The organism is Pseudomonas sp. MOIL14HWK12:I1, assembly GCF_000510705.1.
Taxonomy (GTDB): domain Bacteria; phylum Pseudomonadota; class Gammaproteobacteria; order Pseudomonadales; family Pseudomonadaceae; genus Chryseomonas; species Chryseomonas oryzihabitans.
Genome location: NZ_AZNY01000003.1, coordinates 270,735 through 292,884 on the forward strand (window position 1 = coordinate 270,735; position 22,150 = coordinate 292,884).

Annotated in this window: 20 protein-coding genes; 15 read left to right on the forward strand and 5 right to left on the reverse strand. The window is 65.9% G+C overall.

All coding sequences use genetic code 11. The features are described 5' to 3' along the window. The first annotated feature begins 15 nt into the window (after positions 1-15). The gene (locus tag PSEK12I1_RS0101225; protein ID WP_027598633.1) at positions 16-867 is read left to right on the forward strand and encodes a DUF1989 domain-containing protein; all 852 of its coding nucleotides are present in this window, start codon (positions 16-18) and stop codon (positions 865-867) included. A 60-nt stretch (positions 868-927) separates the two neighbouring features. Here the strand turns inward: PSEK12I1_RS0101225 and argB are convergent, their stop codons facing one another. The 4 genes from argB to coaBC all read right to left on the reverse strand — a co-directional run bounded on the left by argB (position 928) and on the right by coaBC (position 6,183). Next, positions 928-1,830 (reverse strand): acetylglutamate kinase, encoded by a 903-nt coding sequence (gene argB, locus PSEK12I1_RS0101230; protein WP_007160051.1) that lies wholly within the window; start codon positions 1,828-1,830, stop codon positions 928-930. Between the two features lie 74 nt (positions 1,831-1,904). Continuing rightward, the gene (gene algC, locus PSEK12I1_RS24830) at positions 1,905-3,299 is read right to left on the reverse strand and encodes a phosphomannomutase/phosphoglucomutase (protein ID WP_197027426.1); all 1,395 of its coding nucleotides are present in this window, start codon (positions 3,297-3,299) and stop codon (positions 1,905-1,907) included. 1,212 nt (positions 3,300-4,511) lie between these two features. Further along, positions 4,512-4,967 (reverse strand): dUTP diphosphatase, encoded by a 456-nt coding sequence (gene dut / locus PSEK12I1_RS0101240; RefSeq protein ID WP_027598635.1) that lies wholly within the window; start codon positions 4,965-4,967, stop codon positions 4,512-4,514. Then, positions 4,960-6,183, reverse strand: coding sequence for a bifunctional phosphopantothenoylcysteine decarboxylase/phosphopantothenate--cysteine ligase CoaBC (gene coaBC, locus PSEK12I1_RS0101245; RefSeq protein WP_027600436.1), 1,224 nt, complete (start codon positions 6,181-6,183; stop codon positions 4,960-4,962). The genes dut and coaBC overlap by 8 nt, the downstream gene beginning before the upstream one ends. 135 nt (positions 6,184-6,318) lie before the next feature. Between coaBC and radC the strand changes: the two genes are divergently transcribed. Continuing rightward, a complete protein-coding gene (gene radC, locus PSEK12I1_RS0101250; protein WP_027598637.1) occupies positions 6,319-6,993 on the forward strand; it encodes a DNA repair protein RadC in 675 nt (224 codons plus the stop codon). A gap of 194 nt (positions 6,994-7,187) precedes the next feature. Here the strand turns inward: radC and PSEK12I1_RS24705 are convergent, their stop codons facing one another. Further along, on the reverse strand, positions 7,188-7,328 hold the full coding sequence (locus PSEK12I1_RS24705; RefSeq protein WP_177323725.1) for a hypothetical protein: 141 nt from the start codon (positions 7,326-7,328) through the stop codon (positions 7,188-7,190). An 11-nt stretch (positions 7,329-7,339) separates the two neighbouring features. Between PSEK12I1_RS24705 and tssA the strand changes: the two genes are divergently transcribed. Genes tssA through icmH form a run of 13 tightly spaced genes read left to right on the forward strand, consistent with a single transcriptional unit; the run spans position 7,340 to position 22,139 of the window. Further along, entirely contained in the window at positions 7,340-8,869 is a 1,530-nt protein-coding gene (tssA, locus tag PSEK12I1_RS0101255) for a type VI secretion system protein TssA (protein ID WP_051399172.1), read from the forward strand. Between the two features lie 29 nt (positions 8,870-8,898). Continuing rightward, positions 8,899-9,393: a type VI secretion system contractile sheath small subunit gene (gene tssB, locus PSEK12I1_RS0101260; RefSeq protein WP_027600438.1), complete on the forward strand. Its 495-nt coding sequence runs from the start codon at positions 8,899-8,901 to the stop codon at positions 9,391-9,393. A gap of 14 nt (positions 9,394-9,407) precedes the next feature. Continuing rightward, the gene (gene tssC / locus PSEK12I1_RS0101265) at positions 9,408-10,886 is read left to right on the forward strand and encodes a type VI secretion system contractile sheath large subunit (protein WP_027600439.1); all 1,479 of its coding nucleotides are present in this window, start codon (positions 9,408-9,410) and stop codon (positions 10,884-10,886) included. A gap of 6 nt (positions 10,887-10,892) precedes the next feature. After that, positions 10,893-11,297, forward strand: a complete 405-nt coding sequence (gene tssE / locus PSEK12I1_RS0101270) for a type VI secretion system baseplate subunit TssE (RefSeq protein ID WP_027600440.1) — start codon at positions 10,893-10,895, stop codon at positions 11,295-11,297. Between the two features lie 4 nt (positions 11,298-11,301). Beyond that, a complete protein-coding gene (gene tssF / locus PSEK12I1_RS0101275; protein ID WP_027600441.1) occupies positions 11,302-13,086 on the forward strand; it encodes a type VI secretion system baseplate subunit TssF in 1,785 nt (594 codons plus the stop codon). Next, positions 13,050-14,060 (forward strand): type VI secretion system baseplate subunit TssG, encoded by a 1,011-nt coding sequence (tssG, locus tag PSEK12I1_RS0101280; RefSeq protein WP_027600442.1) that lies wholly within the window; start codon positions 13,050-13,052, stop codon positions 14,058-14,060. The genes tssF and tssG overlap by 37 nt, the downstream gene beginning before the upstream one ends. 15 nt (positions 14,061-14,075) lie before the next feature. After that, the gene (tssH, locus tag PSEK12I1_RS0101285) at positions 14,076-16,604 is read left to right on the forward strand and encodes a type VI secretion system ATPase TssH (protein ID WP_027600443.1); all 2,529 of its coding nucleotides are present in this window, start codon (positions 14,076-14,078) and stop codon (positions 16,602-16,604) included. After that, entirely contained in the window at positions 16,601-18,097 is a 1,497-nt protein-coding gene (locus tag PSEK12I1_RS0101290) for a sigma-54-dependent Fis family transcriptional regulator (RefSeq protein WP_027600444.1), read from the forward strand. The genes tssH and PSEK12I1_RS0101290 overlap by 4 nt, the downstream gene beginning before the upstream one ends. An 11-nt stretch (positions 18,098-18,108) precedes the next feature. Then, positions 18,109-18,237 carry a type VI secretion protein gene (locus PSEK12I1_RS24485; RefSeq protein WP_144945613.1) on the forward strand — a complete coding sequence of 43 codons (129 nt, stop codon included), beginning with the start codon at positions 18,109-18,111 and terminating at the stop codon, positions 18,235-18,237. A 14-nt stretch (positions 18,238-18,251) separates the two neighbouring features. Then, complete coding sequence (gene tagH, locus PSEK12I1_RS0101300) at positions 18,252-19,442, forward strand: type VI secretion system-associated FHA domain protein TagH (RefSeq protein WP_027600445.1); 1,191 nt, start codon at positions 18,252-18,254, stop codon at positions 19,440-19,442. 1 nt (position 19,443) lies between these two features. Beyond that, on the forward strand, positions 19,444-19,914 hold the full coding sequence (tssJ, locus tag PSEK12I1_RS0101305; protein WP_027600446.1) for a type VI secretion system lipoprotein TssJ: 471 nt from the start codon (positions 19,444-19,446) through the stop codon (positions 19,912-19,914). 3 nt (positions 19,915-19,917) lie between these two features. Next, positions 19,918-21,249, forward strand: coding sequence for a type VI secretion system baseplate subunit TssK (gene tssK / locus PSEK12I1_RS0101310; protein WP_027600447.1), 1,332 nt, complete (start codon positions 19,918-19,920; stop codon positions 21,247-21,249). Between the two features lie 2 nt (positions 21,250-21,251). Next, entirely contained in the window at positions 21,252-22,139 is an 888-nt protein-coding gene (icmH, locus tag PSEK12I1_RS0101315; RefSeq protein ID WP_027600448.1) for a type IVB secretion system protein IcmH/DotU, read from the forward strand. The last annotated feature ends 11 nt before the right edge of the window (positions 22,140-22,150 follow it).

The window sequence follows — 22,150 nt, forward strand, 5'->3', positions numbered from 1 at the left end:
CCGAGGAGACCTCCCATGTACAAGGACTACCCCGCCGCCTACCAGTCCACCCAGGGTTCCGCCCTGCAGGTCGACCAGGCCTTTTACGATCGCCTGCGCGAGGACAAGGACGCGCGTACCCTGATCGAGCAATTCGAGATCCCGATCCGCACCGGTCGCGCCTGGAAGGTCCCGGCGGGCCATCTGTTCCGCGTCACCACCCCGCACGGTCCCCAGGTGGGCGACTTCAACGTCTGGAACGCCGAGGATCCGCGCGAGCGCATGTGGGCCGCGCGCACCCGGCAACTGCAGGGGGCCCACGTCAGCACCTACGACCGCCTCTGGTCGAACCTGCCCTTCCTGCGTCCGCTGCTGACCATCACCGACGACAGCCTGGCCGGCTACGGCATCGACGAACACGGCGGCCGTCTGCATGACCTGCTCGGCACCCGCTGCGATCCCTACGTCAACAAGATGCTCACCGGCGAGGACTTCCACCACCACTGCCACTCGAATCTGACCCGCGCGGTGCTGCCCCACGGTCTCACCGAATTCGATGTCCACGATGTGCTGAACATCTTCCAGTGCACCGGCCTCAACCATGACGACCTGTACTTCATGAAGGCCTGCCCGGCAAAGCCCGGCGACTACCTGGAATTCTTCGCCGAGATCGACGTGCTCTGCGCCCTGTCCACCTGCCCGGGCGGCGATCTGTCCCTGGCGATGTGGGGTCCTGACGCCGAGGACCCGCTCAAGGTCTGCCGCCCGTTGGGCGTGGAGATCTACCGGGTCGAGGAGGCGTTGCTGCAGGGTTGGGAATCGCCCAAGCGGGCGGCCTACAACGGCCAGCACGGCCTGACCCTGCCCAAGGCCAGTTGGGAGCAGTGAGTTCAGTCCACCAATGAAAACGGCGCCCTGGGGCGCCGTTTCTGGTCCGACCGAAAGCGCTCAGCGCTTGCGGTTGGAGATCAGGGTACCGACGCCGACGTCGGTGAAGATTTCCAGCAGCACCGCGTTGGGCACCCGGCCATCGATGATGTGGGCGCTCTGCACGCCGCCCTGCACCGCTTCCAGCGCGCAGCGGATCTTCGGCAGCATGCCGCCGTAGATGGTGCCGTCGGCGATCAGCGAATTGACCTGCTCGGTGGACAGCCCGGTGAGCACCTGGCCCTGCTTGTCCATCAGGCCAGCGATGTTGGTCAGCAGCATCAGCTTCTCGGCCTTGAGCGCCTCGGCCACCTTGCCCGCCACCAGGTCGGCGTTGATGTTGTAGGACTCGCCGTCCGGACCCACACCGATGGGCGCGATGACCGGAATGAAGTCGCCGCGCACCAGCATGTTGATCAGGTCGGTGTTGACCCCGGTGACCTCGCCCACATGGCCGATGTCGATGATCTCCGGCTTGGTCATTTCCGGCGTCTGCCGGCTGACCTTGAGCTTGGTGGCGCGGATCAGGCCCGCGTCCTTGCCGGTCAGGCCGATGGCCTTGCCGCCATGGCGGTTGATCAGATTCACGATGTCCTTGTTGACCTGGCCGCCCAGCACCATCTCCACCACATCCATGGTCTGGGCGTCGGTGACGCGCATGCCATCGATGAAGTGGCTTTCGATGGACAGGCGCTTGAGCAGGTCACCGATCTGCGGACCGCCGCCGTGCACCACCACCGGGTTGATGCCCACCGCCTTCATCAGCACGATGTCACGGGCGAAACCGGCCTTGAGCTCGTCACTCTCCATGGCGTTGCCGCCGTACTTGATCACCAGCGTCTTGCCGACGAACCGGCGGATATAGGGCAGCGCCTCGGACAGCACCTCGGCGACGTGCGAGGCATCCTCGCGGCTCAGGGTCATGGCTCACCTCTCAAGGTCGACATAGAAAAGACAAAGGGCGCCTAGGCGCCCTCTGTGCTACCGCTGACCCGAGGTCAGAACGGCAGATTCAGATCCGGCTGTACCGCCAGCAGCTGCTTGCGGAACACCGTCTTGATGCGCTCCAGCTCTTCGAGGGTTTCCGCCTCGAAGCGCAGCACCAGCACCGGCGTGGTGTTGGACGCACGCACCAGGCCCCAACCGTTCTGGTAATCGACGCGGACGCCGTCCAGGGTGGTGATCTGGGCATCGCCCCACTGGGCGTCGCGCTGCAGGGTTTCGATGATGCCGAACTTGTTCTCTTCGGTCACCTGGATATTGATCTCCGGGGTGGAGATGTCTACCGGGAAGGTATCGAACACCTGTTGGGCGCTGTTCTTCTCCTGGCTGAGGATCTCCAGCAGACGCACGGCGCTGTAGATGCCGTCGTCGAAACCGAACCAGCGCTCCTTGAAGAACACGTGGCCGCTCATCTCGCCGGCCAGCAGCGCGCCGGTTTCCTTCATCTTCTTCTTGATCAGCGAGTGGCCGGTCTTCCACATGATGGGACGACCGCCGTAGCCGGCGATGAGGTTGTTCAGGCGGCGGGTGCACTTGACGTCGAAGATGATGTCGGCGCCCGGGTTGCGGGAGACCACGTCCTTGGCGAACAGCATCAGCAGCTGGTCGGGATAGATGATCTTGCCTTCGTTGGTCACCACGCCGACGCGGTCGCCGTCGCCGTCAAAGGCCAGGCCCAGGTCGGCACCGGTTTCCTTGACCTTGGCGATCAGGTCTTCCAGGTTCTCGGGCTTGCCCGGATCCGGGTGGTGGTTGGGGAAGTTGCCGTCCACCTCGCAGAACAGCGGGATGACCTCGCAGCCCAGGGACTCGATCAGCTGGGGCGCGTTGACCGCGGCGACACCGTTGCCGGCGTCCACCACCACCTTGAGCTTCTTGGCCAGCACCACGTCGTTGCGGATGTAGTCGGCGTAGCTCTTGAGCACGTCGACCTGCTTGATCTGGCCCTGGCCGCTGGCCACGTCACCGGTCTCGATGCGCTCGCGCAGACGCTGGATGGATTCGTTGGCCAGGGTCTCGCCGGCGATGACGATCTTGAAGCCGTTGTAGTCCGGCGGGTTGTGGCTGCCGGTCAGCATGACGCCGGACTTGCCTTCGAGCACGTTGGCGGCGTAGTAGAGCACCGGGGTCGGCACCATGCCGACATCGCTGACATTGGCGCCGCTGTCGGCCACGCCCTTGATCAGTTGGGCGACCAGCTCGGGGCCGGACAGGCGGCCGTCACGGCCGACGGCCACGTTGGGCTCGCCACGTGCCAGGCTCTCCGAGCCGATGGCGCGCCCGATCCAGTAGGCGGCTTCGGCGGTCAGGGAGTCACCCACCACGCCACGGATATCGTAGGCGCGGAAGATGCTGGCGTTGAGTTGGGGGGCTTGCGGGGTAGTGCTCATCGGGGGTTTCTCCAATCCCAGGAGATCCTGGTCTTCGTCGAGGATACTGATATCGAGGATGTCGGTGGTCTGGAACAGCGGCTCGCTCTGCTGAGAGCGGCCTCTGTCGGCAAACTCCGCCAGGGTCTTGGCCACCGCATCGCTGGGAGCGGTGGCGTACAGGTCCGGCGACGACCCGGCCGATCGGCTGGCCAATCGGGCCGTCGACTTGGCCACGGGTTCCATTACCGCCAGGCGCAAAGTCGGGCTTTTGGCTATCTGATTGGCTTCTAGTTCCTCGGCATAGGCCGTCAGACTGCGGACGTCGTCACGGAGCCGGCGTGACAGCTCCCGGGAAAACAGCCAAAAGCCCGCCAGCACGCCAAACAGCGCCAGCAGCAGCGCCACCAGGGGGATACCCAGCGGTGTATCGGCGCCCGCCTCGGCGGCGGGTGCCAACTCCAGCGTCCAGAGCGGGCTGCCGGTGGCGAGCCGCCGCATCAGCGCCGGATCACCGGGGCTGCCGCCACTGGCCAGCACCTGCACGCTGCCACCGGGAAATTGCTGCAGCAGGCGCCACTGGCCGACGTTCGCCGGTGGCGTGGCCCAGCCCTGCAAGACGGCCGGGAGTTCTTCCACCAGTACGGCGCTGCCAAGCAGCTGATCGCCGCGGCGGATGGGTTGGGCGCTGTAGACCAGCCAGCGATCGCCCAGTCGATAGGCTTCCGGCGGGGTCCGCTGGCCGCTTTCCAGGCGCTTGAGCAGATCGAGGGCAGCATAGTTGAGGGGGCCGGGACGATCGTCTTCGATCTGACGCATGCCGGCCGGCACCACCAGCACGTCGACCACGCCGAGGCGCTCGCGCAGCTGGCTTTCCGCCGCCGCGCGCGCCGCGGGATCGTCGCCCTGCAGGGCCTGCAGCACCAGGGCATCCCCGGCGACACCCTGCAGCCGACGGGTCAGGCCGACCAGCAGCTGATTGAGGGAGGTCGCCTGCGCCTGCAGCGCCTGGTCCGCCTGCTGCTCCTGGTTGCGCGCGCCCTGCGGCTGCAACACCAGGAACCACAGCAGCAGCGCGGCCAGCAGCAGGCCGGCGAGCGCCAGCAGCAGTCCCGCGCCCATGCCGGGCAAGCCAGCGACCCGGGGGGCCGCCTTGCGCACATCCTTGTCGTTCTTGCCCCTTGCCATGCCGTTCTTCTCCTTTATGTCACGGCGCGCCTTGCGTGTCTGGCGTCAGCGGGTACCGGAGTGGCCGAAGCCGCCAGCGCCCCGCTCGGTCTCGGTAAAGCTGTCGACGATATCGAAGTGCGCCTGCACCACAGGTACGAGCATCAGCTGGGCGATACGTTCGCCCACGCTCACGGTGAAGGTGGTCTGGCCGCGGTTCCAGCAGGAGACCATCAGCTCGCCCTGGTAGTCCGAGTCGATCAGGCCGACCAGGTTGCCCAGCACGATGCCGTGTTTATGGCCCAGGCCCGAACGCGGCAGGATCAGCGCTGCCAGCGACGGATCGGCCACATGGATGGCGAGCCCGGTGGGAATCAGCGCGGTCTGCCCCGGCTCCAGCACCAGATCCTCCTGCAACATGGCGCGCAGGTCGAGGCCGGCCGAGCCGGGGGTGGCGTAGGACGGCAGCGGGAAATCGCGCCCCAGGCGCGGGTCGAGGATCTTGGCTTGAAGGCTATGCATGGTTCTGGGCAGTGTCTTTCAGGTGGGTGGAAATCAGGGCGATGAGCTGCCGGGCGATCTTGCCCTTGCTGGTCTGCTCGAAGCGGATCTCGTGCAGGCCACGGTCGATCACGGTGACCGCGTTGTCTTCGCTGTTGAAGCCGATGGCCGGATTGGCCACGTCGTTGGCGACGATGAGGTCGAGATTCTTGTCGCGCAGCTTGCGCTGGGCGTACTCCAGCAGATTCTGGGTTTCCGCGGCGAAGCCGACGCTGAAGGGCCGATCCGGGCGCCCCGCCAGGGTGGCGAGAATGTCCGGATTGCGCACCAGCTCCAGCAGGAGACCGTCACCGCGGGTGGGGTCTTTCTTCAGCTTGTGCGGCGCGATGACCTCGGGGCGATAGTCCGCCACCGCCGCCGAGGCGATGAGCACGTCGCAGGGCATCAGCGCCTCACAGGCGGCCAGCATGTCGCGGGCGCTGATCACGTCGATACGCTCGACGCGATCAGGGGTCGGCAGATGCACCGGGCCGCTCACCAGGCTGACGCGCGCACCCGCCTCCGCCGCCGCTTCCGCCAGGGCGAAGCCCATGCGGCCGGAGCTGTGGTTGGTGATGTAGCGCACCGGGTCGATGTTTTCCTGGGTCGGCCCCGCGGTGATGACCACGTGGCGACCGGTCAGGTCGAGGCGCTGGAAGCAGTCGGCGGCGAGCTGGGCAAGGTCGGTGGCTTCCAGCATCCGGCCGGGGCCGACGTCGCCACAGGCCTGGCTGCCGCTGGCCGGACCGAACAGCTTGATGCCACGGCTGCGCAGGAGCTCGGCATTGGCCTGGGTGGCCGGATCGCGCCACATGGCCTGGTTCATGGCCGGTGCCAGGGCGACCCGGGCATCGGTGGCCAGCACCAAGGTCGTGAGCAGATCGTCCGCCACGCCCTGGGCCAGGCGCGCCATGACATCGGCGGTGGCCGGCGCGACCAGCACCAGATCGGCCCAGCGGGCCAGCTCGATATGCCCCATGGCCGCTTCGGCGGCCGGGTCCAGCAGATCCAGATGCACCGGCAGACCCGACAGTGCCTGCAGGGTCAGCGGCGTGATGAATTCGCGACCGCCGCGGGTCAGCACCACCCGCACCTCGGCGCCCTGATCCTTGAGTCGGCGCACCAGCTCGGCGCTCTTGTAAGCGGCGATGCCACCTCCGACGCCCAGCACGATGCGTTTACGATGGAGCCGCTGCATATAGCCTTTCCGTTCTCGAACCGTCTAGAACGGGCATCGCACGGCCAATCGAGGCCTGCGCGCACCCGCGAATGATCCGGTTAAGATAGCACAGCGCCTGCAGGACGCAGGCGCCCCGCCAGACAAGGAGCGTCCATGAGCATCAAGGATTGGCCGGCCCAGGAACGGCCGCGGGAGAAACTGCTGGAACGCGGCGCCCAGGCTCTCACCGACGCCGAACTGCTGGCGATCTTCTTGCGCACCGGCGTGGCCGGCAAAAGCGCGGTCGACCTCGCCCGCCAACTGCTCGGGGAATTTGGCAGCCTCAGAGCCCTGCTGGAGGCCGATCTCGCCGCCTTCAGCGCTCACCTCGGCCTCGGCCCGGCCAAGTTCAGCCAGTTGCAGGCGGTCCTGGAGATGGGCCGCCGCCACCTGGCCGAAGGCCTCAAACGCGACTCGGCTCTGGAAAGCCCGCAGCAGGTCCGCGACTATCTCAAGGCCCGCCTGCGCCACGAACCCCACGAGATCTTCGGCTGCCTGTTCCTCGACACCCGCCACCGGGTGCTGGCCTTCGAAGCCCTGTTCCACGGCACCATCGACGGCGCCAGCGTCTACCCTCGCCAGGTGGTCAAGCGCGCCCTCGCCCACAACGCCGCTGCCGTCATCCTCACCCACAACCACCCTTCCGGCATCGCCGAACCCAGCCAGGCCGACCGCCTGCTCACCACACGCCTCAAGGACGCCCTGGCGCTGATCGATGTGCGGGTGCTGGATCATTTCATCGTGGGGGATGGGGAGCCGCTGTCGATGGCGGAATATGGATGGCTTTAATAGCTTCGCGAACAGGCAAGCCCGACCCAACTTAAAATCTAACTTTATAGTTGTGACTTATCATATCTTTTAAAACTGACGATGACTGTCAGATTTTCACAGTTAGTTCGGACAATTTTTGTCACTTCACTAAATAGGCTTATTTTTCATTAAGAATTAAGCAATAAAAATTGGACATAGATCACAATTTTTTGCTACCAAAGCTCATTAAACAGCTCTAGGATGCGCACCTCAGACATTTTGAGCCAATAGCTGCTCAGCAACAGGCTGAAAAATTCTCCAGCATTTTTCGCCTTGGGAAGTTCAAGGAATGGAACTTCAACCTGTGAGGTCATGGATGACTTTATTGTCTTCGTTCGCCCAGATTTATATAGCGGTCGCCGATCACCCCATTACCACGGACAACTTCGTCGGGGAAGATCGCCGCTATAGCCCCGAGTTCGAGAGACTCGAAGCGGTCTGTCAGAACACCCAGGCGCTACATCGCGACGTCATGCCGGACTGGGAGTCCACGGCCGAGCAGGCGACCACCTTTCTGCGTGAGCACTCCAAGGACCTGCGCGTTGCCGTCTGGCTGACCTGGGCCCTGTACTGCACCCGGAGCTGGACGGGGCTGGAAGCCGGCCTGGCTCTGCTTGAGCGATTGCTGGAGGCTCACTGGCAGGACCTTTATCCCCGCAAGGAGCGCACCCGCGCCGCGGCGCTCGGTTGGCTCCAGATCCGCCTGGAAGGCGTCTTCGATACCACCGCCCTGACGACGCTGGAAGCATCCTGGCTACAGACCTTCAGTACCCAGCTCGGCCAGTTGGAGGCACTCCTCCAGCCACGCCTGGGCGAGGCCGCTCCGCTGCTGTTGCCGTTGGTACGTCGCCTCGATGAGCAACGACGTCGCCAGATCCAATCCACCGCTCCGGCGGAGTCGACCATCGCAGCCCTGTCACCCAGCCCGGTCGTAACCGCTCAGGCACCCCAGGGCCCGCTGGACTCGGACAAGGACGCCCATCGTCTGCTGCGCCAGCTGCAGGAAAGCGCCCGCACGCTGAGCGGCTGGTGGCTACGTCAGCGGAGCGGCGACCACCGCGCCCTGCGGCTGAATCGCGCCTTGCTGTGGAGCGGCATCGACAGTCTGCCCGCTCATGATACCAGGGGTGTCACCGGCTTGCGCGGCCTGCCAGCTGATCGCCTGAGATATTTCCAGGAGTGCCAGGCCGCTGGTGATTTTTCTCTGCTGCTCGGCGAACTGGAGGTCAGCCTGACGCGGGCGCCTTTCTGGCTGGATGGCCAGCGGCTGGCCTGGGAGTGTCTGCAGGCCCTCGGTGCAACAACGAGTTGTCGAGAAATCGAGTGGCCGCTGATGTTGCTGCTGGAACGGCTGCCAGGTCTGGAAGCCCTGGCCTTCCATGACGGGCAACCCTTTGCCGATGCCCAGACCCGCCTCTGGCTGTCCGGCCTGACGGCGGCTAAGGCGACGCAACCCGTCTCCGCCTCAAGCGAGGCGTGCCAGGACAGCTGGAGCGAAGCCCTTGCCGAAGCCCTTGGGGAGTTGCGCGCGAGCGGCCTCAGGAGCGCCGTGCGCCACCTGCGGCAGCGCAGCTGCAGTGCCCAGGGCGAACGCCAGCGCCTGCTGTGGGATCTGGCCAGCGTCCGGTTGCTGATCCAGGCCCGCCAGTTCGAACTGGCACACCTTCAGCTCGCGGCCCTGGATGCCGAACACGGCGCCCTGCTGGCGCACTGGGAGCCGCAACTGGCGCTGGAGATCCTGCAGGCCCGCCGCCAGTGCCTGGAAGCCCTCCCCGCCACCGCCGACAGCCGGATGCAGCTGCAACAGCTGCGTCCGCGACTCTGCCGCCTCGATCTCGAAGCGGCTCTCGACTGAGGCTTGTCCTCATACCCAAGGAGAAACACATGGCCAAAGAAGGCTCGGTTGCCCTGAAAGAACGCATCAACGTCACGGTTCGACCCGCCAGCGGCGGTACCGAGGAAGAACTCGAACTGCCCCTCAAGCTCATGGTGCTGGGCGATTTCACCCAGCGAGCCGACGACCGCAAGCTCGAAGACCGCAAGCCGGTAGCCGTCGACAAGGACAACTTCGATGAGGTGATGGCCAAGCAGCAGTTGGGCCTGACCCTGGCGGTACCCAATCGCCTGCAGGACGACAGCCAGGACGATCTGGCCGTCCAGCTCGACCTCAAGGCCATGGCCGACTTCAGCCCGGCGCGGCTGGTGCAGCAGGTGCCCGAACTCAAGCAACTGATGGATCTGCGCGATGCCCTGGTGGCGCTCAAGGGGCCGCTCGGCAACGCCCCGGCGTTCCGCAGGGCCATCGAGCAGGTGCTCGCCGATCCGGTCGCCCGGGCCACGGTGCTCGGCGAACTCGGCTTGCCGAATCAAGACGTCTGATCAGGAAGATCATCATGACCGCTACCCTGCTCCCGCAACCCGCTGCCGACGTCGCTGAAGACCGCGGCATCCTCGACCGCATCATCGCCGAGACTCGCCTCGCGCCCCACGACGAGGGCTATGGCGTGGCCAAACGCGGCATCTCCGCCTTTATCGAAGAGCTGCTCAAGCCGCAAAACGCCCAGCAACCGGTCAAGAAGGCGCTGGTCGATCGCATGATCGCCGAGATCGATGAGAAGCTCAGCCGCCAGGTCGACGAGATCCTCCACCACGCGGAGTTCCAGTCGCTGGAGGCCGCCTGGCGCGGCCTGCACCTGCTGGTGGAGCGCACCGACTTCCGCGAGAACAACAAGATCGAGATGCTCAACGTCTCCAAGCAGGATCTGCTGGAAGACTTCGAGGATTCGCCGGACATCGTCCAGTCGGGCCTCTACAAGCACGTCTATACCGCCGAATTCGGCCAGTTCGGTGGCGAGCCGGTCGGCGCCATCATCGCCAACTACGACTTCGACCCCACCGCACCGGACATCCGCACTCTGCAACAGGTGGCAGCGGTCTCGACCATGGCTCATGCGCCCTTTATCGCCGCCGCCGGTCCGCGCTTCTTCGGCCTGGAAAGCTTTACCGGTCTGCCCGACCTCAAGGACCTCAAGGATCACTTCGACGGTCCGCAATTCGCCAAGTGGCAGAGTTTCCGCGAGCAGGAAGACGCGCGCTATGTCGGCCTGACCTTGCCGCGCTTCCTGCTACGCACGCCCTACGATCCGGAAGAGAATCCGGTCAAGACCTTTGCCTATCGCGAAAACGTCAGCCGGGACCATGCCCACTACCTCTGGGGCAACACCGCCTACGCCTTCGCCACCCGCCTGACCCACAGCTTCGCCACGTACCGCTGGTGTCCGAATATCGTCGGTCCGCAGAGCGGCGGCGCGGTGGAAGACCTGCCGCTGCATCACTTCGAGAGCATGGGCGAGATCGAGACCAAGATCCCCACCGAGGTGCTGATCTCCGATCGTCGCGAATACGAGCTGGCCGATGCCGGCTTCATCGCCTTGACCATGCGCAAGGGCAGCGACAACGCCGCCTTCTTTTCCGCCTGTTCGACGCAAAAACCCAAGTTCTATGGCAACAGCGAAGAAGGTCGGGCAGCTGAGCTGAACTACAAGCTGGGTACCCAGTTGCCCTATTTGTTCATCGTCAGCCGCCTGGCCCACTACCTCAAGGTGCTGCAGCGCGAGCAACTGGGTGGCACCAAGGAGCGCACCGACCTCGAGCTGGAACTCAACAAGTGGATCCGTCAGTTCGTCGCCGATCAGGAAAACCCCAGCGCCGAGGTGCGCGGTCGTCGACCGCTGCGTGCCGCCAGCATCCGCGTCAGCGATGTCGAGGGTAATCCGGGCTGGTTCCGCGTGGGCCTGAGCGTGAGACCGCACTTCAAGTACCAGGGCGCCGATTTCACCCTGTCGCTGGTCGGCAAGCTGGACAAGGAGTAACGGCTCATGAATTACGGCAGTCTGTTCGAACGCCTGGCCGGTCCGGGCAGCGCGCACAGCCGGGGCGCGTCCGCCGACGCCTTGAGCGCCTCGGTGGCCGCCCACCTGGCCAAGATGCTCAGCACCCGTGCCGGCAGCGTCCCGATCCAGGTCGACTACGGACTGCCCGACCTCAATGACTTGCGGCTGTCGCTGCACGACTCGCTACAGCGTGCGCGGCTGGCCATCGAGGCGTTCGTGGCCGCCTACGAGCCGCGCCTGTCCGGTGTGAAGGTGCTGCCGCTGCAGCGGGAAAACACCACCCTGGCGTTCGCCCTCGAAGGCCAGCTCGAGCTCGACGGCCAGCGGTGCCCCATCCGTTTCACCGCGAGCCTGGATGGCAGCGGCCAGGTCAAGGTCAGCCAGGGATAGGTCCATGTCCTTCAATCACTACTACCAGAGCGAGCTGGCCGAGTTGCGTCAGCTGGGCGCGCGCTTCGCCGAACGCAATCCTGCGCTGGCACCCTTTCTGGGCCAGGCTGGTCAGGATCCGGATGTCGAGCGCCTGCTGGAAGGCTTCGCCTTTCTCACCGGTCGGCTGCGGCAGAAGCTCGACGACGAGTTGCCGGAATTGACCCATTCGCTGCTCAACCTGCTCTGGCCCCATTATCTACGGCCCCTGCCGAGTTGCGCCATCCTCGAATTCGATCCGCTACCAGCACCAGGCGCGGCCATTCAGGTTCCACGTGGAACGGAAGTGGAATCCCGGGCGCTGGACGAGGTGAGCTGCCGCTTTCGAACCTGCTTCACCACCGACGTTCAACCGCTACGCGTGGATGAGCTGAGCCTTGCCCAGCAGGGCAGCGGCGCGCGCCTGACGCTGCGCCTGCAGATCACCGGCAATGGCACCCTGGACGCGCTGGACCTGCGTCAGTTGCCGCTGCATCTGGCGGGCGATCGCACGCTTAGTCAGGATCTCTATCTTGCACTGCTGCACAACCTGGACGGCCTGAGCCTGGTACCCCTGGATGCCGAACGCCAGCCGCTGACTGACCTCCAGGGCAGCGAACTCGTCCTGCCGCTCGCTCGCGACCAGGTCCAGCCGCTGGGCTTCGGCGAAGACGAGGCGCTGCTGCCCTATCCACCCAATGCCTTCCGCGGCTATCGCCACCTGCAGGAATATTTCGCCTTTCCGGAGAAATTCCTCTTCGTCTCGATTCAGGGAATGACGAAGCTGAAGCAACTGGCAGACCCGGTGCGCCGCCAGATCCGCGGGCTGGAGGTGCGCTTCGACATCGCCCGGATCGCCCGGCAGCCGCGGCTTCCCAGTCGCGACAACCTGCGCCTGCACTGCGTCCCGGTGGTCAATCTGTTCCGCCATGACGCCCTGCCGATCCGCCTCGACGGCAAGCGCGACGAGTACCCGTTGTTTCCGGCCGGCCACGGCCGCGAACACCTGGGGGTCTTTGCCGTGGAGCGGGTGACCGGCTGGCAACCGGGCGGCCTGGGCCATCGTGACTATCTACCCTTCGAATCCTTTGCCCACGACCTGAGCTTCGGCGGCCAGAGCTGTCGGCCGCACTATGCCGTACGCCAGCGCAGTGCCCTGCTGCACGGCGGCATCGATACCTATCTGGCGTTTGGCGATCCGGGTACCGATCAGGACACCCTGTCCATCGAACTGACCTGCACCAACCAGAACCTGCCCCAGCGCCTGCGCGCCGGTGATCTGTGCCTGCCCACCGAAAATACCCCGGGTGGTCTGGGCTTTCGCAATCTGGCCGCCCCAACTGCCTGTCATGCGCCGGTGCTGTCCGGCAACCGGCTGTGGCAGCTGGTTTCCAATCTATCGCTCAATTATTTGTCGCTCACCGATGTCGCGGCCCTGCGTACGGTGTTGGCCAGTTACGACCTGCCCAGTCAGCACGACCGGCAGGCCGAGCGCATCAGTCACCAGCGCCTGGCGGCCCTGCAGGGCATCAGCCATCGCCCGGTGGATCGCCTCTACCGGGGCCTGCCGATCCGCGGTATCGCCACCCAGCTGGACATGGATGCCAGCGGCTTTCGCAGCGAGGGCGAGCTGTACCTGTTCGCCAGCGTACTCAACGAGTTCTTCGCGCTCTATGCCAGCCTGAATTCCTTCCATCAACTCAGTGTTCGCAGCCTGCAGGGAGAGGTGTATCTATGGACACCGCGCATGGGTCAGCAGCCGCTGATCTGAATCGCTCGGCGCTGTGCCGCGAGATTCGCGAGTACTCGCTTTTCCAGGGTATCGGACAGGTGCTCCTGCAGTTGCAGGGCCTGATGCCGAGTCTCTCGGAGGAGCAGCTCTATGAACGGCTGGAGTTCCATGCCAACCCCAGCCTGGCCTTTCCGGGTAGCGATATCGAGCACCTGCACTTCGTCGAGGACGCCGATGGGCTGCGCGCCCGCCTGCAACTCAACCTGGGCGCCCTGATGGGCAGCGGTTCGCCGCTGCCGGCCTTCTACAGCGAACAGGCGCTGAGCGATGGCGAACAAGGGCGTACCACCCGCGACTTCCTCGACCTCTTCAATCACCGGCTGCACCGGCTGCTGTTGCCGATCTGGCGCAAGTATCGCTATCACGCCCGCTTCCGGGAGGGCGCGCGTGACGAGTTGTCGGCCCGGCTGTTCAGTCTGATCGGTCTGGGCGACAGCAGCCTGCGCCAGGCGCCGGAGCTGAACTGGAAACGCCTGCTGCCCTATCTCGGCCTGCTCAGCCTCAAGGTGCATTCGGCGACGCTGATCGAAGCGGTGCTGCGCTATTACCTGGAGCAGCCCGAGTTGCAGCTGGAGCAGTGCCTGGAGCGCGCAGTGGTCATTCCCCCAGAACAACGCGCGCATCTCGGGCGGGCCAGCGCCCAGCTCGGAGAGACAGCCGTCCTGGGTGTGCAGGTGCGCGATCGTGGCGGCAAGTTTCGCCTGCACCTGCTCGAACTGGACTGGGAAGCCTTTCATTCATTCCTGCCCGGGGGCAGTCGGTACGCCGCCGTGCGTGCCTTGCTGAATTTCACCCTGCGCGACCAGCTGGACTACGACCTGCGCCTGCATCTGCGGCGGGACGCGTTGCGGCAATGGCGGCTGGAAGCCGCCAGCCCCTGCCGTCTCGGCTGGACCACTTGGCTCGGCCTCGGCCGAGCCAAGGGCCAGGTCACCCTGGCCTGCCACCGTTAATCAAGGACGATCAACATGCTCACCCTGGACCTGAACCTCCTTATCAACAGCCTTTCCGTGACCGCGCGCCAGGACCTGGAACAGGCGGCGCAGCGCTGCGTCCGTCGGGGCGGCCGGCAGATCCTGATCGAAGACCTGCTGGCGGTCCTGCTGGAATCCCGCGACGGACTGCTCACTCGCGTGCTGAAAGCGGCTGACCTGGACCCGGTGGATTTCGCCGCGACGCTGCAGCCGCGCCAGGGCAATGGAGAAGGCGGCGACCCGGTCTTCGATCCTGCACTGCTGCTGTGGCTGCAGGATGCCGTGCTGCTCGCCCGTCTCGAACTGGAACGGGCTGAGACCGATAGCGCCGCCCTGCTGCTGGCGTTGTTGCGCCATCCCGAGCGGCTATTGGGCACAGGTTACGGTCGCCTGCTGGAGCGGGTGGATGCCGCGCAGCTCCTGGACTTCGTCAGGGCTCAGCGGCCCGAGGGGTCACCGGTCATCAGCGAGTCCCCTCTGGACCGCTTCACCCATGACCTCAGCGGCCAGGCCCGTGCCGGGCGCCTGGATCCGGTGCTGGGCCGCGAGGCCGAGATCCGGCAACTGGTGGACATCCTCTCGCGGCGGCGCAAGAACAATCCCCTCGTGGTAGGCGAAGCCGGCGTTGGCAAGACCGCCATCGTCGAGGGGCTGGCGCTGCGCATCGCGGCAGGCGAGGTGCCCGACAGTCTGCGGCGGGTGGAAATACGCAGTCTCGATCTCGGGTTGCTGCAGGCCGGCGCCAGCGTCAAGGGCGAATTCGAACGCCGCCTGCAAGGTGTGATCGATGCCGTACGCCAGGCACCGTACCCCATCATCCTGTTCATCGACGAGGCCCATACCCTGATCGGTGCGGGTGGCCAGCCCGGGGGCTCGGACGCGGCCAATCTGCTCAAACCTGCCCTGGCGCGCGGCGAGCTGCGCACCATCGCCGCCACCACCTGGGGCGAGTACCGGAAGTACTTCGAAAAGGACCCGGCCCTGGCGCGGCGCTTCCAGCCGGTAAGGCTGGACGAATTCGACGTCGCCACCGCCATCACCGTCCTGCGTGGGTTGGCGCCGACCTATGCCGAGGGCCATGGCGTTTATCTGCGCGACGATGCGGTAGTGGCCGCCGCCGAGCTGGCCGCCCGCTATCTGAGCGGGCGCCAGTTACCGGACAAGGCCGTGGATGTGCTCGACACCTGCTGCGCCCGGGTGCGTATCAGCCTGGCCAGCCCGCCTCCGGCCCTGGATGCCTTGCGCGCACGCCTGGCCGCTACCGAGCGCACGCTCTCCGCCACCCGCCGCGATGCCGATCTCGGTCTGCCCGTCGCGCCCGGCCATCTGGATAGCCTTACCGCCATGCGGGACGCCGAGCACCTGGCAGCCACTGCGCTGCAGGCCGACTGGGAACGCCAGCGGGAGCTGGCCGAGCGCATCCTGACCCTGCGTACGGCCTCGGTCAGCACTGCGCTGGCTGCCACCCAGGCAGAGCTGGAGCAGCTGCAACGCCAGCATGGGCGCCTGGTCAACCTGGAGGTCTGCCCGCACCTCGTGGCGGAGGTGATCGCGGCCTGGACCGGCCTCCCGGTCGACCAACTCGCCCGTCGCCATAACCAGCGCCTGGCCCGCTTTGCCAGCGATCTACGCGGACGCCTGCGTGGCCAGGAGCAGGCGGTGGTCGCCCTGGATCGCGCCCTGCGCGCAGCCGCGGTGGGTCTGAACGCTCCCGAGGCGCCAGTCGGCGTCTTCCTGCTGGTCGGCCCCAGCGGGGTCGGCAAGACCGAGACCGCCCTGGCGCTCGCCGAATTGCTCTATGGCGGAGAGCGCTTTCTCACCACTCTCAACCTGTCGGAATTCGCGGAAAAACATAGCGTGTCGCGCCTGATCGGCGCGCCGCCCGGCTATGTCGGCCATGGCGAAGGAGGTCTGCTCACCGAGGCCGTGCGCCGCCAGCCCTATTCGGTGGTCTTGCTGGATGAAGTGGAAAAGGCGGATCCCGAGGTACTCAACCTCTTCTACCAGATCTTCGACCGTGGCCAGGCCACCGACAGCGAGGGCCGGCAGATCGACTTCCGCAACGTGCTCTTCCTGCTGACCTCCAATCTGGCCAGCGGCGAGATCCAGCGGTTGTGCGCCGACGTACGTCCGGACGTGGCCCAACTGACCGAGGCGATTCGCCCCACCCTGACAGGCCACTTCAAGCCTGCCCTGCTGGCGCGGATGCGCGTGGTGCCCTACTACCCGCTAGATGCCGAGCTGCTGCGTGAGCTGATCGTGCTCAAGCTCGAACGACTCGGCGTCCGGCTGGCCGCCCGCCGGGTCGCCTTCAGCTATGCCCCGGCCCTGCTGGAGGACCTGGCGGCACGTTGCTTGGACGCCGACAGTGGTGCTCGCCGGATCGACCTACTCCTGGAGCAGCGAGTGCTGCCGCTGCTTACCGACCAGTTGCTCGACGCCCTCGCCCGTGGTCAGACGCCAGGGCGGCTGCACCTCACCTGCAACGACCAGGGTGATTTCCGCTGTGAGGTGGCGGCATGATCCCGTCCCCCGCGCCAGAAGCCATGCTGCCCCTGTTCATCGCGCTCGGCCAGCACGAAGACCCCGCCCAACTCGCCCTCGGCCTGGTGGAAGGCATCCAGCGTCTGGCCCGGCTCGACCTGGTGCAGTACTACCGTCTGGACGCCACTCATACCCAACTGGTGTGCCTGGCACAAAGTCTGGACAGCACCGCCGCCATGGCCGGTGACGCCCTGCCGCTGGAGCAGGAGAGTCTGCTGCACTACTGCCTTTCGCAGAATCGCAGCCTGCACCTGCGTGAGCTGGACCCGCTGCTGCACACCACTACCTTCCTGCCTGGCGACGGCTGGCTCAGCCTTGGTTGCCTACCCCTGACTGGCCCGTCGGGCAGCGTCGAGGGTCTGCTGGTACAGGCCAGCCGCTGCCGCCGCGAACTGGAAACCCATGCAGAGGTACTGACACCGCTCGGATGCTTCGCCCTGGCGCAGAGCCAGCTGCTAGAGCGCGCCCAGACTCAGCCATTGGGCGCCGTAACGGAAAGGCCAACGTCACCGGCAGTGGGCGATGGCTTCGGCATGCTTGGCGATAGCGGCGCCATGCGGCAGGTCCATCGCTTGATCAGCAAGATACTGCACAGCCCCATCACCGTGCTGCTGACCGGTGAAACCGGCACCGGCAAGGAACTGGTGGCCCGGGCCATCCACGAACGGGGCTCGCGACGGACCCAGCCCTTCGTGGTGCAGAACTGCGCGGCGTTGCCCGAGCACCTGCTGGAAAGCGAGCTCTTCGGCTATCGCAAGGGCGCCTTTACCGGTGCCGAGCGCGATCGCGCCGGTCTGTTCGATGCGGCCAATGGCGGCACCCTGTTTCTCGACGAGATCGGTGATATGCCGCTGACCTTACAGGCCAAGCTGCTGCGCGTGCTGCAGGAAGGCGAGGTCCGCCCGCTGGGTAGTGCCGAAACCCACAGGGTCGACGTACGCATCGTTGCGGCGACCCATCGTCAACTGGTGCGGCTGGTCGAGCAGGGCACCTTTCGTGAGGATCTCTACTATCGCCTCACTCACTTTCCCATTCAGCTGCCGCCCCTGCGCGAGCGCGGCGAGGACCTGCCGCTGCTGGCCCGGCACTTCGCCGACCAGGCCTGCGCATGCCTGCAGCGGTCACGTTGTCGCTGGTCCAGCGCCGCCCTGGACCTGCTGGCGGGCTATGCCTTTCCCGGCAATGTCCGCGAACTCAAGGGGCTGGTGGAGCGCGCCGTCCTGCTTTGCGACGGCAACGAGCTGTTGCCCGAACACTTTGCCATCCGCTCCGCCGCCCTGACCGGCAATGCCGGCAGCCTGACTTTGCGTGAGCGCCTGGATCAGCTCGAACGCGGCCTGCTGATGGACTGCCTGCGCAAGAACCGCGGCAACCAGACCCAAACTGCCCAGGAATTGGGACTGCCTCGCCGCACCCTGCTCTATCGCCTGCAGCGACTGAGCATCCGCAGCGCCGATCTGCAACTTTCCTAGAGGAACGCCCCATGCCTGCACTACTTCGCTCCCTGTTGCTGCTGACGTTACTCGCCCTGGCCGCCTGCACCTCGTCGCCCGGGGATCTGCAGGACTATCGCCCCCTGGGCGAACCCCAGACATCCCACCGCCTCACCTAGGACAGGACAAGACCATGGAACTGGTATTCGATCTGGTCGGCAGTCGAGCGCACGCCCCCGGACTGCTCACCCAAAAGACCTTTCGCCACGTTGGCGGACTCATCGGTCGCAGCGAAGACTGCGATTGGTACCTGCCCGATCCGCAGCGGGTGCTGTCCAGTCAGCATGCCCGCATCAGCTACAGCGAAGGCGACTACTTTCTTACCGACCTGAGCAGCAATGGCGTCCAGCTTGCCGATGGTCAGCGTCTGACCAAGGGCGAGCCCTGGCGGATCCAGCATGGCCAGACCTTCGCCCTGGGCACCTTCGCCCTTGCTGCCCGCCTGATTCGCGATCCGGCCGGGTTCACCGACGATTTCCAGGTCCCCACCAGTGCCCCTGGACTGATCCCGGACGACGCCTTTCTCGAACTGGATCCGTTGCAGGCGCTGGAGCGTCGCGATCCTCACGGCATCGACGAGCTCGAGGGTCTGGATCCCTTCGCCACTGACATTACTCGCAGCGACTATGCCCGGGTCGATCTGGACAGCCTGGGCATTCCTGCTCTGGTAGAGCACAGCGCTCCGGCTCCGGTCGAGCGCCCGGCGGCGGCTCCGCAGCGCCAGACACCAACGTTCTGGAAGGCCTTCGGGGCGGCCCTGGGTCTGGAGCTTGCCGACCTCGACCACGAGGCGCGTGAAACCCTGGCACTCGAGGTCGCGCGCCTGCTGCGCCTGGCGACCCAGGGCCTGCACGGCTGCCTGCGGACCCGCAACGAAACGCGCAATGAACTGCGGCTGCCGCTTACCACGGTACAGAGCAGCGGCAACAACCCCTTGGCCTTCGCGGCCGACGGCGACGCGGCCTTGAGTCAGTTGTTGCGCCCCAGCGCTTCCGGCCAGCTCACCGCGGACCAGGCTCTGCTCCGCGCCTGTCGCGAACTTCAGGCCCATCAGGTTGGCCTGGTCGCGGCCAGTCGCCAGGCGGTGCTGGCCACCCTTGAACAGCTGGCACCGGCCCAGTGCGAAGCCCGCCTTGAGCGTGACGGCCGACGCCTGCGCTGGGGGCGCGATGCCAGACTCTGGCGTGCCTGGCAGCGCCAGTATCGCGAGCTGCGCCAGGACGACGACTGGCGCGAACGGCTGTTCGCCAAGGACTTCGCCCAGGCCTACACCGAGCAGGTCCGCCTCATCGCCACCCTCAATCCCACCCAGCAAGGACGCTGACATGAACACCCTATTACGCCTCGGCGCGCTCGGCCTGGCCCTGCTGCTAGGTGCCTGCACCAGCCCCAGGGCACCTGATCCGACCCGCATCGACCTGACCCTGAAGGGCGGTGAGGACCTCAATCCCGACCTCAACGGCCGGCCCTCGCCGCTGGTGGTGCGCCTGATCGAACTGAAGAATCCGGTCGGCTTCGAAAATGCCGAATTCTTTTCCCTCTATGAAAACGCCAAGCAGACCCTGGCTCCCGACTGGGTCGCCGAGGAAGAAGTCGAGCTACGGCCCGGTGAGTCACGCGAACTCAAGCTGAGGGTGCAGGACGCCAGCCGCTACGTCGGCATCTATGGCGCCTACCGCAACCTGGGCGGCAGCCAGTGGCGGCAGGTCATCCAGCTCAGGCCCGCGGCGCTGGCGCAGATCCGCCTGGATTTCACGGCGGATGGCATCCAGGCCGCTCCGCCGATCAAGGAGTAGGCCATGCAGCAACTCAAGGTGATCTGGCAGGAAGGCATGCTGCTGCGGCCGCAGCACTTCCAGCAGAACGACCGCTATCACGCCCAGCAGCTGCAGATTCGTACCCGTCGCCTGGGCGAGCCGGCATGGGGCTTTTTCGAGCTGACTCTCGATCGCCAATTCCTCGCCATGGGCAAGGTAGTGGTCAGTCAGGCCAGTGGCATCCTGCCCGATGGCACCCTCTTCGAACTGGGCGCCGACGGCGAGCCCCTGGCTCTCGATGTACCGGCCAATACCCGCGACAGTGCGGTCTGGCTGGCGCTCCCCCTGACCAGCGGCCAGCGCCTGGAGAGCCGTCCAGTCGACCAGGACGACGTCATCGCCCGTTACCTGAGCGTCGACAGCGAGATCGCCGACTCTCATGCCGGTTTCGGCGAGCGGGGGGCGGTCACCTGCGGACGTCCCGATTTCCGGCTGCTGCTCGATAGCCATCCGCGACTGGACGCCTATGTCCGCCTGCAGGTCTGTCAGCTGCTGGAAACGGCGCCAGACGGCAGCCTGGAGCTGGATACCGCCTTTACCCCCAGCGTCATCCAGGTGCGGGCAGCCGAGCCTCTGCTGGCGGGTCTCAAGGAGGTCGCCTCCCTGCTCGCCCATCGTGCCGAGGTACTTTCTCAACGCCTGCGCCAGGCTGGCAGCCTGGGCACCGCAGAGATCGGTGACTTCCTGCTGCTGCAACTGGTCAATCGCCATGAAGCGGTTCTGCGCCACTGCCTGGACTATGAACAACTGCATCCACGCAGCCTCTTTCGCGAACTGCTCGCCCTGCACGGAGAGCTGGCTACCTTCGCGGCTGCCGACCGGCGTCCGGCACTGGACCTTCACTATCGCCACGCCGATCAGGCCGGCAGCTTCGCACCGCTGTTCCAGGCCCTGCGCCAGGCATTGTCCATGGTGCTCGAACAGCATGCCCTGCCACTGCCCCTGCAACAGCGTCAGTACGGCATCCAGGTCGCGCCCCTGCAGGACCACGGTCTGCTAGCCAGCGCCAGCTTCGTGCTCATCGCCGGGGCCGAGTGCAGCACCGAGGAATTGCGTCAGCGCCTGCCGGCGCACCTCAAGGTGGGACCGGTGGAGCGCATCCGCCAGCTGGTGAATCTGCACCTGCCAGGACTCACCCTCAAACCGCTGCCGGTCGCGCCGCGTCAGCTGCCCTTCCATACCGACAAGGCTTATTTCGCCCTCGAACTCAGCGCCACCGACATCGCCCAGCTCGAGCAATCCGGTGGCTTCGCCTTTCATGTCTCCGGCGCCTTTCCGGGCCTCGACCTCGCCTTCTGGGCGATCAGGAGCTAAGCATGCAGACCGCAACCGACGCAGGCCGGGACGACAGGACCGTGGTGCTGAGTCGCCACGCCCAGGGGCCGGACACCCCCCGCAGCCGGCTCACCGACTTTGCCGAGCCACCGCGCTACGCCCAGCTGGAGGAACGCATGGTCCAGGCGGCACGCCTGCGACCGGGCGAGACCCTGAATCTGAGCATCAATCCCATGATAGGCGCTGCCGCGCCACTGCTCTCCGAGGTGGTGCGCCTGCGCCAGAGTTACGCCGCGGAAGACCTGCATGTGCTCAAGGAGCGCCTGGCCGCCAGCCTGCGGCTGTTCGAACAGCGTGCCCTGGCCAGCGGGCTGGACAGCGGTGAGGTCATGGCCGCCCGCTATGCCCTTTGCACCACGGTCGACGAGGCGGTGGTCACCACCCCCTGGGGCAATGCCGGTGACTGGTCGCAGCTCAGCCTGCTGAGCTGCTTTCACAACGAGACCTTTGGCGGCGAGAAGTTCTTTCTGCTGCTCGAACGCCTCAGTCGCAATCCGGCCAAGCACCTGGCTCTGCTGGAACTGCTCTACCTCTGCCTGGCGCTGGGCTTCGAGGGCAAATATCGGGTGCTACCGCGCGGCATGCTCGAGCTGGAAGCCATCCGCGACAGCCTCTATCGGCAACTTCGCCAGCTGCGCGGGGATGTGCCGCGCGAGTTGTCTCCGCACTGGCAGGGACTGGATGCCCGGCCACGACGGCTGGTCCGCCTGGTGCCCTGGTGGCTGGTCGCGCTGTTCACCCTGATCTGCCTTGCCAGCCTCTATGGCGGTTTCAGGCTGGCGCTGGAACAGCAGCGCGACAGCCTGCTGCAAGGCTATCCGGGTGGCCCTGCGGTCACCGCGCCAGTGGCCGCCCCACCCCACACCTGATACGGAAGCGC